Below are 16,777 nucleotides of genomic sequence, written 5' to 3'. Positions count from 1 at the left end.
CGGATTGTTCTTTTATTTTGTAGACAGAATATCTCACTTACGGTGGTTTGTCAGTGTGCGAATTGATCGCGGTATTGACGTGGACTGACGCCGAGCGATTTGCTGAAGTGGTGGCGTAAGGTCGCGGCGCTTTCAAACCCGCAAGCGCTGGCAACTTGTTCTATGCTGGTGCTGGATTGTTCGAGTAATTGACGTGCTAGGGCTAAGCGTTGGGTAATCAGCCACTCTTTAGCGCTACAACCCATGCTGCGGCGAAAGTGTCGGTCAAAGCTGCGTCTAGACATGCCAGCATGAGATGCCATAGACGCGACTTCCAGAGGTTCAGCTAACTGGCTTAGCGCCCAATCCAAGGTTTCACTGAGACGGCTGTGTGGTTTAGCCATCGGCATTTCGACAAACTGTGATTGGCCTCCTTTACGGTGTGGTGACATGACTAATCGGCGCGCTACTTGATTGGCAATGGCTAAGCCGAAATCCTGTCGAATCACGGCTAATCCCAAGTCGATAGCAGCGGCGCTGCCAGCTGAGCAACCGAATTGCTGCTCGAGGATATACAACACGTCATGCGCATACCCTACGGCTGGAAAGCGACGTTGAAACAAGTCAGCATATTGCCAGTGCGTGGTCGCGAGGCGCTGATTTAGTAGACCGAGCTCGGCTAATAGAAAGGCTCCTGAGCAAAAACTGATGGTGATGGTGTCAGTGCGTTTAGCAAACTCAGTAACTTGTTCGCTTATAGGAGTTGGTATGGGTAACCCTTGTGTAGGCCAAGATGGAATGACTAACATTGAGTACGGCGCTAGCGATTGAATGGATTTAGTCGTTAAGGTAATTCCGGCCGTACTAGTAATGGGTTGTTCGGAAAAACTCACGACGTCGGTCAAGTACCAGTTGGCGATATCGTTACGAGGTAGCGCAAACAGTTCGACTGCACAGCCAAGTTCAAATAAGGCAATATGGTCGAAACTCAAAATAGCGACACGTTTCATCGAATATTAGGTAGTTAATATGGAAAATTGGCTCATTATTGATGAAAAGTGACTTATAGGCCAATTTTCTCTAAAAGGGTAAACGATTATTCTGTCGCTCTACACATTATTATCGACCTTAAGGTGAGTTTATATGTCATCAGCCGTTTCTAGGCCAAGTGCCGCAAACAGTGATCTAGCCATTCAACATTTTTCCGCATTGTTGACGTTTGAAACCGATTGCTGGGATGTGCACCATGCCTGCTCTAACAACCGTCAGGACTTTATTTTAATGGACGTGCGGGCTGAGTCTTTGTATCAAGCGGGGCATCTTCCGAGCTCAATTAACTTGCCGCACCATCGGCTGTCAGTGGCTACCTTGCAGGCTTACCCAAATGACACCTTGTTTGTTGTTTACTGCGCGGGTCCGCATTGTAATGGCGCTGATAAAGCCGCGTTGAAGCTCGCTCAACTAGGTCGGCCAGTGAAAAAAATGATTGGCGGGGTTACCGGATGGCTGGATGAGGGTTTTTCACTTGAAGTTGGATAATCGATAGCACGCCGGCTAACTGGGCGAGCGTGCTATCAACTCAGCAACCATAAACTAGTGGAGCTTGATTTTCGGTCGGATGATTTTAGAGAGGCTACTTAGCAAGATGATAAATGGTCCTTTGATGTATCCGTGCACGGCCAGCTGGTGCATGCGATACAACGACAAATACATTAACCGCGCAATACGCCCCTCGATAAATAGGCTGCCACGCATCAAGTTACCCATCAAACTGCCGACGGTTGAAAAGCGCGAAAGATTGACCAATGAGCCGTAATCCACGTATTTAAAGTCGCGTAACGGCTTACCAGCAAACTCCCTGAGAACGTTCGCGGCAACTGTGGAGGCCATTTGGTGCGCCGCTTGTGCTCGGGGCGGAATTGGCTTGCCATCTTGGTTAGTGATCGAGCAGCAGTCACCAATCGCATAAATGCTGGGGTCAGTTTTGGTTTTTAAACTGGGTAGGCAGACGATTTGATTGATGCGATTTACTTCTAGGCCTATTTCAGCGACCCAGTTCGCCGCTCGAACTCCAGCCGCCCAGACCATAATGTCGGCAGGAATTAGGGTATCATCGGCATCGGTAAATCCGGTGCGCGATGCCGAGGTGATGCGTGTATTGGTATGAATGCGAACACCTAATTTTTCAAGCTCAGTGGCGGCAGATTCGGCGATTCGCTCAGGTAGTGCTGGTAAAATTCGCGGCCCGGCTTCTATTAAGTCGATATGGAGTTTTGGCAGTACATTGCCTTCTACGTCATACATGCTGACGACTTCTATCACATGATATAACTCCGCCGACAGCTCAACACCAGTCGCGCCAGCGCCGACAATCGCGAGTCGCAGTGCTGAGAGTTCTGCATCGTCGGACGCAGACTGGCTTTTTTTGAGTAGTAGGTTGAGCAAGGTTTGCTGAAAGCGCTGTGCTTGCTGCTTTGAATCCAGCATCGAGCAAAATTCGCTAACCCCTGGGGTTCCAAAGTCATTGCTGACACTGCCGATCGCCATAATTAACGTGTCGTATTCCACAATCCGAGAATCGACTACGACGTCGCCTTTATCATCGAGCAGTGCGTCTAAATGCAGTTGTTTGGATTCACGGTCAATTCCCGACACGCTGCCGAGCTGAAAGTGGTAGTGATGTCGCGCTGCGTGGGCCCGGTAAACAATGCCGTCTATCTCGGTATCGAGTGAGCCGGTGGCTACTTCGTGTAGCAGCGGCTTCCAGATATGGACTCGGTGTTGATCAATTAAAGTAATGTTGGCTTTGTTTTTGCGGCCGAGCTTGCGACCCAATTTGGTGGCGAGTTCCAGTCCGCCCGCACCACCGCCGACAATCACCACATGGGGGATCGTCTTGGTGCTTGGATTTGAGGTTTGCATTTGAGTTTCCAAAAAAGTTATTACAGGCTAATGCTCACATCACAATAAACACTTGCCTGGAACAACTCAGCGTTGTACGTGTTAGCGTCAACAATGCAAACCAGTTCGGCTGATGATACTCCTTGTCATCGCCGCTGGAAATGACTCTTGCTCCTTTTTGTTATTCCCTTATCTTATTTCTATTTCTATTGTGGTTAACTTAGTCACGTCAGGCTGCGGAAGGCTTGACGGCGAGTTCAAGTTTGGCAAGTGAACGCAATTCAGCATTACCGATGGACGATAGACTGCGGTGAAACCTTGGGTTAAGGTGGTGATAGTGTGCCAAAAGTATCTGCAGTACATCCCCATGACTGACCAGTAGAATTGACTCGTCGTGGTAGCGTTGTTCAAGGTCGTCAATAAGTGACTGGGCCCTTGACAAGGTTTCGTAGACCGTTTCGACATTGTTGGTTGATTGCTCGGGGCGAGATAGGTCATTACACCATACGTTTTCATAATGGCGGTGATCCTTCAGTTCCCAATCACCGAAATTACGCTCGCGCAGACGTTCTTCAAGCACGATTTGAGTTTCACAAGCTAGCACGCTGTGTACGATCTCGGCTGTCTCGCGCGCTCGTAGGTAATCTGAACTGACGATGAGCGTATCGCTATTCGCGCGGGACTTAACCGCGGTGTTGATTACTTGGTCGGCTCCGCGGGCCGTCAGACCATATCCATGAAGTGCATTGTGTGGTGCACTGATAATTAGGCCTTTACGGTTCGCTAGGCTTTCGCCGTGGCGCATTAGTGTGTAGCGATTTCTCATGGATAGTTACCAAGCTCTTGTGGCGTGTTAAATAGTGGCGTGTTGCTTAATGATCATCGACGCTATGCGGCTTGATTGTGATCGCCGTCATCGTTTGTGTCGGTCATGGTGTTTTCTGCTTTTGTGGCTGCGGCGCTTTTTATCTCTCTGGCTGCGGCGCTTTCTAGCTCTCTGGCTGCGGCGCTTTCTAGCTCTCTGGCTGCGGCGCTTTCTAGCTCTCTGGCTGCAGCGCCTTTTGCCTCGTTGGCTGCGGCGCCTTTCATTTTTGCGGAGTTTGCGTCGGCTAATTGACTGACCTCGTTAACTGGCAGTAAACATGCTTCGCCCAATACCGCTTCGAATACCGGCTGCCAATTGTTTTGTGTGTGCACGTGGCGAGCGCAGTTGGTTTTGAGTGCAAGCCAGTCTTCAGGGTTACTATTTTTGAGGCGGCGATACTGATGAATTAGCGAAATCCAGTCCTCACACTCGTCGCTGTGGACGACATGTCCGGTGGTGTTGGGATCGATGATTTCTTTCGGTCCGCCGGTAGCCGTGACCAAGCATGGTAAGCCACACGCTTGGGCTTCAAGCACGACCATGCCGAAGGTGTCGGTATGACTTGGGAAGACTAGTAAATCTGAAGCGCGATACCACTCAACCAGCTCTTGTGCATTCAAGCGTCCAGTGAACAACACGTTGGATTGTTCCGTCAACGTTTGTTTAAGTGCCGATAAGTCGGGGCCGTCGCCGGCAATAACTAGGTTATACATACCGGGTTTACGGCGATTCAGGTCTTGGAATACGCGTGCCAATAGCGACAAGTTTTTATCTTCTGAAATGCGACCCGCAAACAGTAATGTGAAGCTTCCGTGCAATTGGTGGCGGCGCGCTAAGTCTCTTGTTTGCAGTGCTGGCCGATACAAATCCAGATCGATGCCACGGGGAAAAATTGATAAGCGAGAAGGTTCAAAGCCGGCTCGAATGAGTTTGTCGATGTAAAACTGGCTTGGCACAAATACGCGGTCTGATTGTTTGTAGAATAAGTTGACGCAGGTATCAGCGAGATTAGCCAACATATTTTCCTCGGTCATCTTTAGTATCTGCTCAGCAAAATCTGTGTGATAGACCGTTTTCACTGGAATATCCATAAGTTTGCCACAGATCATCGCAGCCAACCCAAGCGGGCCAGGGGTGGATATGATGATTTGATCCGCTTGTTCATATACCAAGCGTCGCATTACGTTGAGCAGTGATGGAAAGCCAATTTTCTGCGTTTCATAACCGGGTAACGAAACTTGTTTTACCGGATGAAAGTTCAAACAGTTTTTCGGTAATGGTGAATTAAGCTTGGCTTCATTGACGCAGGTTACCAGTTTCATTTGGTAACCTTGCTTGACGCTGTGCGCGGCGATTTGGTGTAGGGTAATTGACACACCGTTTAAGTCGTCAATCGTATCGGTGAACCATAAGGCTTTTTCTGTGTATTGATGGCGGGTACATTGAATGAGGCCTCGCTTGATATCGGCTTTGAGCACTTGGTGCCGCATTGCGCCGATGAACGGCGTTGCTAAGAGTGTCATCGGAAATAATGTGGCGAGCTTGTTAAACGCCTTAAATACGTCGCCGTTGGGCAGGTGTTTGCTAATCGCCGTGACAACTGAACCAAACATTTCGTCGTGCATATCCGCGATATGTACGTAGGTCTGCGGTATCTTAGCGGCAATGTCTTTGCCCTGGTCTTGCGAAATTTGCTGTAATAAGGCATGCAAGGCCTTATGAGTTTTGGTGTTCTTCTTTTTAAGATAGCGTAGCGATTGACTCTTTTTGAAGCGCTTGATCAAATTGCCTTCACTGTTGTCAAAAAACAATTCAAGAAAGTCATTCATTTTGGTCTTGTGGTAGCCCGAGTCGCGATCTATTCGGTAGTCGTGAATGTGCTTAATAACGCCGGTGGCATAAGACTCAAAGCTGCCGTGCAAACCATTTCCTAAACTGTGTTTATTGCGTAACTGGCTTAGAAACTCGCCAACATCGCGGGCTTCTGCTTGGGTAAATGCGGTGCCAATGAGGATGCCGCAGTGATCGTCTGAGCCGCCGGTAAAGCCCTTAATCCAAGGGTCATCACTCATTGGTGTAAGGTCATGCTTGCTTGCCAATGCGGTTAATTTTTCCTCATCAAGGGTTTGTAAATAGCTGTGCAGAAGCAAATTGTTTTGCGCACTGGAGCCGCCGTTAATGATTTCAAATATATCAAACAGCACAACTAGTTTTTCAATATGCTCAAAGCTCAAGCGGCCGTCTTGGTCATAAGTGGCGTGGGCGACTGAGTAAGCGATATCTTCGGCTATGATATAGTCGCGCAGGTCGTACAAATTGTTTGAGGCGCGACGACATTGTGTGTATTGGGTTGCGGTAATGCCGTACACCAAAATATGAATCTTGCATTGGTCTTCGGGGAAGAAAGTGGTGATTTCACATGAGATGAAACAATCATCAGGATGCAAGTGAACCAGTTCAAGGCTGCCACGGATGTCGTCATGATCGGTCAGGGTTACAAAGTCCATGCCTCGTGATTTTGCCTGCTGATAAACCAGTTCCGGCTCGGTAAAGCTCTCTGGTGAGCGGTAAGCTTTATGTGCCCAAGTGCTTGGGTAATCGGAGTACTTTGAGTGTACGTGTAGGTCTGCCTTAGCCATATCAGTGTGCCTCTAAGCGGAAGGGGTTAGGTAGCGTTTTCGCTTTTGCGGCTTAATGTGTGACAGGTCAACCAGCATGAGTCCGTCTACGCAGAATGAAAACTTGGGGTCAATATTGAAGTCGATAAAGCGCACTCCTTGCGGTTCACAAAGCTCGGCATAGTGCTTATAGAGCGTCGGTAGCGAAACACCTTGTCGTTTTAAACTTTGTTTTAGATGCGCTGATGCTTGTGCAAACGATTTGTCACGATAGCTTTCTAAAATGCTTCGATTGGTTTGAAAGGGTAGGCGAGCGGCCGCGAACTGATCATGATTGTCAGGTTGGAAATAGTGTTGATAACAGGCCACAATTTGTTGTTTGGCGAGATCAGGTAATTCGTTGGAGATGCTGACCGCTCCAAACAAGTAACGAATATTTGGGTGTGCTTGCAAATAAGCACCAATACCTTGCCATAGGTAGTCTAGTCCGCGCTTGGTCCAATATTTTGGTTGAATAAAGCTGCGACCCAGTTCTAAGGCCTGCGGCATACAGTTGATGAATTGGTCTCGGTAGTCAAATAGGCCGTTGGTATACAGTGCCGAGGTGTCGCGTTTTTTTACTAAATTAAATGCTTCTCCAACACGGTAGGAGCCAACTATCTCGGACTCTTGGTCATTCCATAAAATGATTTGTAGATAAGTTTTGTCGAATTCGTCAATATCTCGACTGCGTTGCGTACCTTCACCAACTGCGCGAAAAGTTAGTTCACGCAAGCGACCGAGTTCTTTTAGCACGCTTGAGTTTGGTCGATAACGAAATAGATAAATGTGTTTGCCATCAGGGGTAATTCCGAGTCGACGAGAGCTGGCTAGTTCGCGGCGAAGTCGATGTCGCGCTTCCGGAAAGGCAATGGGTTGCGATTCATGAGCGGCGTAGCGACGTGCATTTAGCATGTGTCGACACCGACCACTGAGGTGCGCAAAATAGTTTTGTGGAATCAAACTAAGTTCTGACGATTCTAGTGATTGATTCATATCGTTACCTGATCATTTGTTTGACGAGAGACTAATTCTGTTTTGTGACTAGTTGATAACGATTGAGTGACGGTTTTGTTACAGTGGTGTTGCGTAGTGACAATCTGAGTGAACCACATAAAAAATCGAATTAGTGGGTAAATCGCGCAATTTATTCTTTGACTCATTAATGTGAACTCACTATAGTGTTCACGCCATGAACACGCGCCAATCACAAACCTCTTCTGACAAGGAAAACCAGCTCACGCTTGAGCTGTTAAAAGCCATTGAGCAGAAGGACGACATCAGTCAGCGACATCTTGCACAGGAGATGGGCGTAGCCTTGGGGCTGGCTAATTCGTATTTAAAGCGCTGTGTCAAAAAGGGTTGGATCAAGATTACAACGGCGCCAGCAAACCGTTATTTGTATTATGTAACGCCGAATGGCTTTGCCGAAAAAGCGCGCTTAACCGCTGAATTTTTTTCAACCTCGTTGGCTTTGTTTCGCCAATCAGGCGATGAGTATTCGCAGGTCTATAACCGTTGTCGTGAAGCTGGTCATGGCAGGGTAGTATTAGCCGGTTTGTCCGATTTGACGGAGATCGCGCTTATGCGCGGCTTGCAAGCGAAGATTGACGTGGTCGCTATTCTCCAGCCGGATGCGCAGCGTGATGACTTTTTTAACGTTGCCGTTAGCCAAGTGTTACCAGATAAACAAACGTTTGATTGTGTTGTGCTGACGTCAATGGAGCAAACTAGTGACTTACTCGTGGCGCTTGAGTCACAACTCGATGACCAGCCGATTTATGTTCCGGATATGTTGCTGAATATGAATTACCGCAACACAGAGTCGAATGTGGACGTATCAAACATTGACGCGTCCAATGATTTACAACAGACGTCTTAACTTTTAACGATGCTTAACGCGACAGTGATTGGGCTAATTTAGAGAATATTTTTATGAGTAAAACGGTATTTTTGACAGGTGGGGCAGGGTTTATAGGATCGGCCCTCGTTCGTTATTTAATCAATGACACTGACGTGGTTGTTGTGAACGTTGACAAACTGACCTATGCCGGTAGTTTGCATTCATTAGGCGGAGCCGATGCCAGTGAGCGCCATCATTTTCATCAACAAGATATTGTTGATACAGCGATCATGCAAGATTTGGTCGATCAGTATCAGCCTGACTACATTATGCATCTGGCTGCAGAATCACATGTGGATCGCTCAATTGATGGGCCCGGCGAGTTTATCCAAACCAACATTGTTGGGACATACTCCTTACTGCAAGTAGCGCTAAATTATTATCAAAGCTTAGAAGGCGACAAGCGTGATGCTTTCAAATTTCATCACATTTCAACTGACGAAGTATACGGTAGCTTAGGCGACACCGGTCTTTTCACTGAAACCACACGCTATAAACCTAACTCGCCTTATTCAGCAAGTAAGGCCAGTTCTGACCACTTGGTGCGTGCCTGGAATAAGACTTACAAGCTACCGGTGGTTATATCAAACTGTTCAAATAATTATGGTCCCTTCCAATTCCCTGAAAAGCTAATCCCATTGGTGATTAACAAAGCCTTGGCTGGCGAGCCATTACCAATCTATGGCAAAGGCGACAATATTCGTGATTGGTTGTTTGTTGATGACCATGTGAAAGCCTTATGGAAGATTGTTACTGAAGGCGAGAACGGCGAGGTGTATAACGTCGGCGGACACAATGAGAAAACCAATATTGAAGTGGTCGAGACGATTTGCGCGATTCTTGATGAAATCAAGCCTCGCGACGATGCTGCGCCATACTCGAAGCAGATAACGTTTGTGGCCGACCGCCCTGGTCATGATCGTCGCTATGCTATTGATGCACAGAAAATTGCACGTGAGTTGGGTTGGACCCCAGACGAAACATTCAAGTCGGGTATCCAGAAGACCGTACAGTGGTACTTAGACAACACCGAATGGGTTGCAACTGTTTCTGGCGAGTATCGTGGTGATCGACTCGGCGCCAAATAGACAATAAATCGAATTATTTAGGAGAGTATTTTATGCGAGGCATTATATTGGCCGGTGGATCCGGTACGCGTCTTCATCCAGTTACACAGGCCGTTTCCAAGCAGTTATTGCCGGTATACGACAAGCCGATGATCTATTATCCCTTGTCCTCGCTAATGTTGGCGGGAATTCGCGATATCTTGATTATCTCGACACCGCAGGACACTCCTCGATTTCAGCAATTGCTGCGCGGCGGTGAGCAGTGGGGTCTAAATATTTCTTATGCGGTACAACCATCACCAGATGGTTTGGCGCAGGCTTTTATTATTGGATCGGAGTTCATTGGCAACGATGATTGCGCGCTGGTGCTGGGCGATAATGTGTTTCATGGTGCTGATCTAAGCAAGAATTTAAAAGCGGCCGGTGATCAAAAGAAAGGTGCGACGGTATTTGCCTATCCAGTGCATGACCCTGAGCGCTACGGTGTTGTTGACTTTGATGAGAACTGGAATGCTCTTAGTTTAGAAGAGAAGCCAGCTAAACCGAAGTCTAATTACGCTGTAACCGGGCTGTATTTCTACGACAATCGCGTGGTAGATGTGGCAAAAGGGATCAAGCCGTCACCGCGAGGCGAGCTAGAGATTACCGATGTGAATAAGCAGTACCTGGAATGGGGCGAGCTGTCAGTGCAGGTTTTTGGGCGCGGCTTGGCGTGGCTTGATATGGGTACTCATGAATCGTTACTGCAAGCTTCTATGTTTATTGAAACGATAGAAAATCGTCAAGGTCTGAAGGTTGCATGTTTGGAAGAAATTGCTTATCGCCAGGGCTTCATCGGCGACGAAGAATTAGAAAAAGCGGCGGTTCAGTACGAGAAAAGTGGTTACGGCCAGTACCTTAAGATGATTCTAGAACACAAGCATCAGTTTCCTAGAATAGACTAAGTGTTTAGGCGTATCGAGCTTTCAATTTCAATTGGTGATATCAGCGAGAATCCCGTAGGACAAAATGTTAACCAGTCTTAAAAAGAATAAGTATTTGTTTTTTCAAATGCTCAAGCGTGATGTTCAACAGCGTTACCGCGGCTCACAATTGGGCTTTTTGTGGGCGTTTTTCTACCCAATCTTAATGCTCTTGGTTTACACCTTTGTATTTAGCATTGTAATGAAGGCTAAATGGGGCGTAGAAGGCACCAATAATATTGGTTTTGGATTGATTTTGTTCGCTGGCCTACTTTGTCATGGTTTGTTAGCGGAGGTGCTGGTTGGCTCGGTCGGGTTAATTACTGGTAACTCGCAATACGTCAAAAAGGTTGTATTTCCGCTCGAAATATTATCGCTGGTGAGCCTGTCTAATGCGCTGTTTCATATGTTCCTCGGAATGTTGATTTTAATTAGCATATTTCTATTAACTGGGAATACTTTGCACTGGACTGTGTTGTTGGTGCCGGTAGTGCTTGCGCCGCTGTTGGTGTTCTTATTGGGCGCGTCTTGGTTTATTTCAGTATTGGGCGTTTACGTTCGTGATTTAAGTCAGGTGATCGGCGTACTAATGACGGTGTTATTATTTTTGGGGCCGATTGTTTACCCCTTTGATGCCATTCCAGAGCAAATGCAAGATTATGTTTTGTGGCTAAACCCCCTCAGCATTATTGTTGAACAGCTAAGGGCGGTGTTGTTGTTTGGTCAGATGCCAAACTGGACTCATCTTGGCTTGTATTCTATCGGAGCGGTTGCGATGTTAGTGCTTGGTGCTTGGTTCTTTAATCGCACGCGGGACGGGTTCGCTGATGTCATCTAGTCAACACCTCAATGAGCAGCCGGTAATGCAGCCGGTAATGCAGCCGGTAATAAAAGTTCAGCAAGTTAAAAAATGCTACAAGACTTACCGCAAGCCGATTCATCGTTTGTGGCAGAGCTTTTTCCCGAAAAAGACGTACGCGCATAATTTTTGGGCCCTCAAAGGCATCGACCTAACTGTTCATAAAGGTGAAACAGTTGGTATTGTTGGTAAAAATGGCTCAGGTAAATCAACCCTGTTACAAATTATTGCGGGAATACTACAGCCGACCGAAGGTCAGTTTGAAACGCATGGCCGGATTTCGGCTTTATTGGAGCTCGGCGCCGGCTTTAATCCAGAATTTACCGGCATGGAGAATGCCCGCTTAAATGCCTCGATTATGGGGTTAACGCGTGATGAGTTTCATCAGAAGCTGCCCGACATTGTGGATTTCTGTGGTCTTGGCGATTTCCTACATCGGCCAGTTAAAACTTATTCTAGCGGTATGTTTGTGCGCCTAGCTTTTGCGGTGGCGATTAATATGAACCCGGACATTCTAATCGTCGATGAAGCCCTGGCTGTTGGCGATGTGCGTTTTCAACGCAAGTGCTTTCGTCGTCTTGACGCGCTCAAGGAGCAGGGCGTTTCGATTTTATTTGTTACGCATTCAACTGACAGCGTTTTAAAGTATTGTGACCGGGCCATCATGTTGGACGAAGGCGAGCTCAAAATGACGGGCAGCCCCAAAGACGTAGTTCAAGCCTATTTAGAAATGATGTTTGAGTCTGACGCAGATGTGCAAGCGCCAGTCGCTATTAATGCCGAGGACTACGCGGTTGACTTTGATCCCACTGTCGATAATTGCGTGAAACAGCCGACTTACAATGCGAATGAACACCGTTGGGGCGATGGTCGCGCGAAGATTTGTCATTATGAAGTGTTGCAAAATGGTGCTTATACCTCAGGTTTAGTTAAACGAGGAGATCGTTTGACGATCCGAATGTCAGTGCTATTTGAGCAAGACATAGACGAGCTTATTTACGGAATTACCGTCAAAACCGAAGACGGCAATGCGGTATACGGTACGAACTCAAGGTTGGTAAGTGACATGCCATTGTCACAGAAAGGTGGTGATTTGGTGCCGATCGAGTTTGAGTTGACGTTAAGTCTTTTGTCGGGGCATTACTTTATCTCATTGGGGGTCGCACAAGACCACGAAGCCAAAGATAATATTGCGGTGGATCGACGCTACGACATGATCCACATTCATGTGGGTACCACGCCTGAAGCATTTGGTTATGCTGACTTGGCCGGCAAAATTGAAATGATTGACGAGGTTCATTCATGAGCGCGCTAACCGAACAGAATCAATTTATTCGTAATCGTAACCGCGTGTATGCGGCTGAGGCCGGTGCGGCCGATTTCCAGTACTCTGACGGTGACGAGGCGGAAGCAAAGCTATACACCATTTTGTCTCAAGCCAAGGACTTATCGTCAAAATCTTATGAGCTACAGTCTAAAATAGATGACTGGCCGACCGAATACCATTTATCCAGTACGCGAGCGAATCTATTACGGTCGCTAGACTTGAGCAATGTTAATCGAGTGTTAGAGCTCGGTTGTGGTTGTGGGTCAATCACACGCTACTTGGGCGAACATTCGCATATTCAGGTTGATGCTGTAGAAGGCAGCGCGAGCCGAGCGGCGTTAGCCGCGTTGCGATGTCGTGATTTAGACAATGTCACGATCAGTGTTGCGAACTTTAATGATATACAATTTCCAAAAAATGGGTATGACCTAGTCTTGTTTGTCGGTGTCACTGAATACGCTGGACGCTTTTCACAGCGTGCGACTGACCAAGCTGCCTTGCAAGATCTATTAGGGCTTGCGCGTAAGGCTGCCGTAGACGATGGTGTCACACTCATTGCGATTGAAAACCGACTAGGCTTAAAGTATATGCTCGGTGCCAATGAAGACCACTACGGTGTTCGCTTTGTAGGGTTAGACAACTATCGTGAATCCACCGGCATTCGCACCTACAGTCGATCCGAGTGGCTTGAGCAAATTACTCAGGCGCAGTTTTCTGCCCATCAGTTTCTCTATCCTTTTCCAGATTATAAAGTGCCAACATTAGTGGTGAAAGAGGGCGCTCCAAGCAGTCGAGTGTTGGAGGGCTTATTGCCTATTCGGTCACGTGATTACGCTGAGCATTTTGATTTGGGTGTTTCTGAACACCGTGCTTGGCAAGGTTTGTTAGACGCAGGAAATTTTGAAGATCATGCGAACTCTTTTCTCATATTGTTAGGAAGCAATGAGTCGGTATTGCAAGCGCTTTGCCCGAATGAGCTGAGTCAGTTTGAAATGCCTGAACTAGGTTATGACTTGCCGTCGGCCAAGGCTGAGCAGCGCGTGCAAGATAAAAAAATCCAGCAGCATTTAAATGCTGAGATTATTCAATTGCAATCACACACCTCGAATTTAGAAGCCAAGGTGGCATTAATGAGTAATTCTATTGGTTGGCGTGCAATGAATTTGGTTCGTCGAATTTTCGGTAAAACCACAATATAACGACGCATGAGCATTTTAAAGTTTTTGGTTAAGCTCAATAATCGGCTTGCGTCTACTTGGCAGCATGTTGATTTTACTCAGAATGATATTCGTCTGCGGGCGGGCTGGTATATATGTGAGTTCGTGGTGGCGGGCGTTACCGATGTGGTTCCGCGCTTATTGCTAGAAAATGCCAAAGGACACTGTGTTGAACGCACGTTGCTGGGATTTCATGGTGGTCGGAATCGCATGTTGGTCTATTTGCCCGAAGGGCAGCTTAAAGCGTATAGCCGTTCTCTTGAGTTTGAGCGATTAGCTCGGGTCTCCGGTATAGAAGGGCGATTACGAGTACTGCTCATCTGTTTTCGTTATTTGCTCGATTTTTTCAGCTTAAAAACATTATTCAAAATGTTAGTCATGCAGTTTCAGGACTCTACTGAGCTGTCGAACGATTTGCTGGCGTTCTATGCGCCCGATGCCAGCGCTGGAGGGTATCTAAAAAAGGTTAAAGGTTGGCATAAGTACCGAGGGTTTAACAAACAACTCACATGGTTAGTTCGCAAGGTACGTATTGCTGTGGTTATCGAAAATGATTCTCAGCGTGTGGCACTCACTGAGTTGTTAGTGCAACCAGACGCCATATTAATGGCAGGCGATGATGTTCCCAGCGACATAGAATACTGTTTACCGTTGGCGGTGACTGAGCATTTGCGAGAACCGGCGATTTTGATGTTAAAGCGGGCAATCAATAAATCATCTACTCGACCAAATTTGGTCTACACCGACCACGATTACACCGTTCAGACTGGCCCAAACGCCTTACACCCGGTATTTAAGCCGAGTCCGAGTCGAGCTTATTTGCACTGTTTTAATTACGTGGGTTTCGCCATGTTGGTTAACACCGAGATGCTGCCAGACACTGGAACTCAAGCGCTTTTCGATACCGATATACAGTATTCCTTAGCGTTACAGGCGTTTACCCAGCTCGATAAGGTTTTGCATGTTGATGAAGCGCTAATCCGAAGTGATCGAACCGCTCAGTTAGACACTCCCGCGCCGCTTTCGGAGCAGTCTCCGTGGCCCAATATTGACTGGTTACGTAGCGGTGAATACAACCGCTTACGAGCGAATCAGGCTTGGAAGCAACATCCTTCAATTGATCTGCTTATACCAACGCGTGACGGTTTGGCTGTTCTCAAGCCGTGCGTCGATAGTATTTTGAGTAAAACGACTTACCAAAACTATCACGTTGTCATTGTCGATAACGGTAGCGAGCTGCCGGAAACACTCGCGTATTTTGAGGAGCTGCAAAAAGATCCACGCGTTAAAGTGGTCGCGTACCCCGGCGAATTCAATTATTCGGCAATTAATAACTTTGCAGCTCGCCACGGTTCAGCCGAGTATATTGGTCTAGTCAATAACGATATTGAAGTGATTGATGGTGACTGGCTAACCCAGATGATGGTTTGGGCAACGCAGTCAAAGGTTGGAATTGTTGGTGCTAAGTTGTTGTTTGGAAATGGTAAAATACAGCACGCTGGAGTTACCATCGGAATGGGCAATGCGGCCGGGCACATTCATCGGCTCGAAGTTGGTGATGCTCCTGGCTATCAGTATCGCTGCTTGGCCACGCAGAATATGATGGCCGTCACCGCCGCTTGCTTGGTTACCCCTCGTGCGCTATTCGAGCAAGTTGGTGGCTTAGACGAAGAGAATTTTAAAGTAGCCTATAACGACATTGACTACTGCTTGCGAGTTGAGTCGGCGGGCTACGAGATAATGTGGACCCCTGAGGCATGTTTGTATCACCATGAGTCTGTCAGTCGCGGGGATGACCTATCGGATGTGCATGTTGAGCGCTATTTTCGTGAGCTTGGCGCATTGCAAAAACGCTGGAAGTGCAAAGGGTTCGTAGACAAATACTACAGTAAACACTTACGCATAAGTGATGAGGGGGTTTTCCCTCAAACCGAGCACCATGCACAAGATGAATTGATTTTTCTGGAATCGACCGATTAAAAGCCTTATTTTTGGCGGTTATTTTCGTATAATCGCGCTTTCGCTAACCACGCAGACGAGTCCCACTAGTTAGACTCGACAGGTACCGTTATGGACGTCTCTATTGTAATACCCTTTTTGAATGAATCGCCGAATCTCAAACCATTATGTGATGAGATAAAGACCGCGATGGATACTATCGATAAACAATACGAAGTGATTTTTATCGATGATGGTAGTACCGATGACGGCTGTGATGTATTGGCTAGCTGTCGTGAAACCATGCCGCAAATCAAGGTGGTGAGCTTCCGTCGCAACTTCGGTCAAACCGCTGCTATGGTTGCCGGTTTAGATTATGCACAAGGCGATATCGTTGTCACATTAGACGCTGATCGTCAAAACGATCCGGCCGATATTCCAGCGTTAATTGCTAAAATAGAAGAAGGGTATGACATGGTTTGTGGCTGGCGTTTTGACCGCCAAGACACCTATCTTTCACGCAAGCTACCATCAATGCTGGCAAACCGATTGATTTCCAAGATAACGGATGTGCGTTTGCATGATTATGGTTGTACGCTAAAGGCCATGCGCAAAGAACTTGCTAAACGCGTCACACTGTATGGTGAAATGCACCGATTTATTCCTGCGGTAGCTAGTGGTGTCGGTGCTAAAATGGCTGAAGTAAAAGTAAACCATCGCGCACGCACCGCCGGTGAATCTAAATACGGTATTTCACGAACTTTTCGTGTGGTGTTAGATCTGATAACTGTGAAGTTTTTGTTGCGATATCATGCGCGGCCATTGCACTTTTTCGGTATGCCTGGGTTGGCCTTAGGCGGCATTGGTGGAGCACTTATAGCGTACTTAACCGTGGCGAGATTGTTTTTTGGCGTGCCGCTTGGTGACCGCCCACTGCTGATTTTTGCATTCATGTTGCTCATAATCGGGCTGCAATTCATTTTGTTTGGCTTGATTGGCGAAATGCAAACCCGAACCTATTATGAAAGCCAGAATAAACCGATCTACCATGTGCGCAACACGATCGGTATTGAGACTGACGATACTAAGAAAGGTTAAACAG

General features: G+C 47.2%; 14 protein-coding genes. 9 read left to right on the top strand and 5 right to left on the bottom strand.

Annotation, left to right across the window (positions count from 1 at the left end; all coding sequences use genetic code 11):
* Nucleotides 1-50 precede the first annotated feature (50 nt).
* Nucleotides 51-989: a helix-turn-helix domain-containing protein gene (locus tag DFR28_RS17635; protein ID WP_113955719.1), complete on the bottom strand. Its 939-nt coding sequence runs from the start codon at nucleotides 987-989 to the stop codon at nucleotides 51-53.
* 133 nt (nucleotides 990-1,122) lie between these two features.
* Here DFR28_RS17635 and DFR28_RS17630 point away from each other — a divergent pair, with 133 nt between their 5' ends.
* Nucleotides 1,123-1,518: a rhodanese-like domain-containing protein gene (locus DFR28_RS17630; protein WP_113955718.1), complete on the top strand. Its 396-nt coding sequence runs from the start codon at nucleotides 1,123-1,125 to the stop codon at nucleotides 1,516-1,518.
* Nucleotides 1,519-1,572: 54 nt separating this feature from the next.
* Here the strand turns inward: DFR28_RS17630 and DFR28_RS17625 are convergent, their stop codons facing one another.
* The 4 genes from DFR28_RS17625 to DFR28_RS17610 form a co-directional block, all read right to left on the bottom strand.
* The gene (locus DFR28_RS17625; protein ID WP_342773315.1) at nucleotides 1,573-2,871 is read right to left on the bottom strand and encodes an NAD(P)/FAD-dependent oxidoreductase; all 1,299 of its coding nucleotides are present in this window, start codon (nucleotides 2,869-2,871) and stop codon (nucleotides 1,573-1,575) included.
* A gap of 238 nt (nucleotides 2,872-3,109) precedes the next feature.
* Entirely contained in the window at nucleotides 3,110-3,706 is a 597-nt protein-coding gene (locus DFR28_RS17620; RefSeq protein ID WP_113955716.1) for a histidine phosphatase family protein, read from the bottom strand.
* A 62-nt stretch (nucleotides 3,707-3,768) separates the two neighbouring features.
* Nucleotides 3,769-6,384 (bottom strand): glycosyltransferase, encoded by a 2,616-nt coding sequence (locus DFR28_RS17615; RefSeq protein WP_113955715.1) that lies wholly within the window; start codon nucleotides 6,382-6,384, stop codon nucleotides 3,769-3,771.
* 12 nt (nucleotides 6,385-6,396) lie between these two features.
* On the bottom strand, nucleotides 6,397-7,398 hold the full coding sequence (locus tag DFR28_RS17610) for a GNAT family N-acetyltransferase (RefSeq protein WP_113955714.1): 1,002 nt from the start codon (nucleotides 7,396-7,398) through the stop codon (nucleotides 6,397-6,399).
* A gap of 196 nt (nucleotides 7,399-7,594) precedes the next feature.
* Between DFR28_RS17610 and DFR28_RS17605 the strand changes: the two genes are divergently transcribed.
* The 8 genes from DFR28_RS17605 (at nucleotide 7,595) to DFR28_RS17570 (ending at nucleotide 16,773) form a co-directional block, all read left to right on the top strand.
* Complete coding sequence (locus DFR28_RS17605; RefSeq protein WP_113955713.1) at nucleotides 7,595-8,284, top strand: winged helix-turn-helix transcriptional regulator; 690 nt, start codon at nucleotides 7,595-7,597, stop codon at nucleotides 8,282-8,284.
* A gap of 53 nt (nucleotides 8,285-8,337) precedes the next feature.
* Nucleotides 8,338-9,393, top strand: a complete 1,056-nt coding sequence (gene rfbB, locus DFR28_RS17600) for a dTDP-glucose 4,6-dehydratase (protein WP_113955712.1) — start codon at nucleotides 8,338-8,340, stop codon at nucleotides 9,391-9,393.
* Between the two features lie 32 nt (nucleotides 9,394-9,425).
* Nucleotides 9,426-10,316: a glucose-1-phosphate thymidylyltransferase RfbA gene (rfbA, locus tag DFR28_RS17595; protein WP_113955711.1), complete on the top strand. Its 891-nt coding sequence runs from the start codon at nucleotides 9,426-9,428 to the stop codon at nucleotides 10,314-10,316.
* Nucleotides 10,317-10,380: 64 nt separating this feature from the next.
* A complete protein-coding gene (locus DFR28_RS17590) occupies nucleotides 10,381-11,172 on the top strand; it encodes an ABC transporter permease (RefSeq protein WP_113955710.1) in 792 nt (263 codons plus the stop codon).
* Entirely contained in the window at nucleotides 11,162-12,499 is a 1,338-nt protein-coding gene (locus DFR28_RS17585) for an ABC transporter ATP-binding protein (RefSeq protein ID WP_113955709.1), read from the top strand. The genes DFR28_RS17590 and DFR28_RS17585 overlap by 11 nt, the downstream gene beginning before the upstream one ends.
* On the top strand, nucleotides 12,496-13,719 hold the full coding sequence (locus tag DFR28_RS17580) for an SAM-dependent methyltransferase (protein ID WP_113955708.1): 1,224 nt from the start codon (nucleotides 12,496-12,498) through the stop codon (nucleotides 13,717-13,719). Before DFR28_RS17585 ends, DFR28_RS17580 begins: the two co-directional genes overlap by 4 nt.
* A 6-nt stretch (nucleotides 13,720-13,725) precedes the next feature.
* Entirely contained in the window at nucleotides 13,726-15,717 is a 1,992-nt protein-coding gene (locus tag DFR28_RS17575) for a glycosyltransferase family 2 protein (protein WP_113955707.1), read from the top strand.
* 90 nt (nucleotides 15,718-15,807) lie between these two features.
* Nucleotides 15,808-16,773: a glycosyltransferase family 2 protein gene (locus DFR28_RS17570; RefSeq protein ID WP_113955706.1), complete on the top strand. Its 966-nt coding sequence runs from the start codon at nucleotides 15,808-15,810 to the stop codon at nucleotides 16,771-16,773.
* Nucleotides 16,774-16,777: the final 4 nt, after the last annotated feature.

This window comes from Arenicella xantha (genome assembly GCF_003315245.1).
GTDB classification, from domain to species: Bacteria; Pseudomonadota; Gammaproteobacteria; order Arenicellales; family Arenicellaceae; genus Arenicella; species Arenicella xantha.
This window is presented reverse-complemented; position numbering and strand designations above follow the sequence as displayed.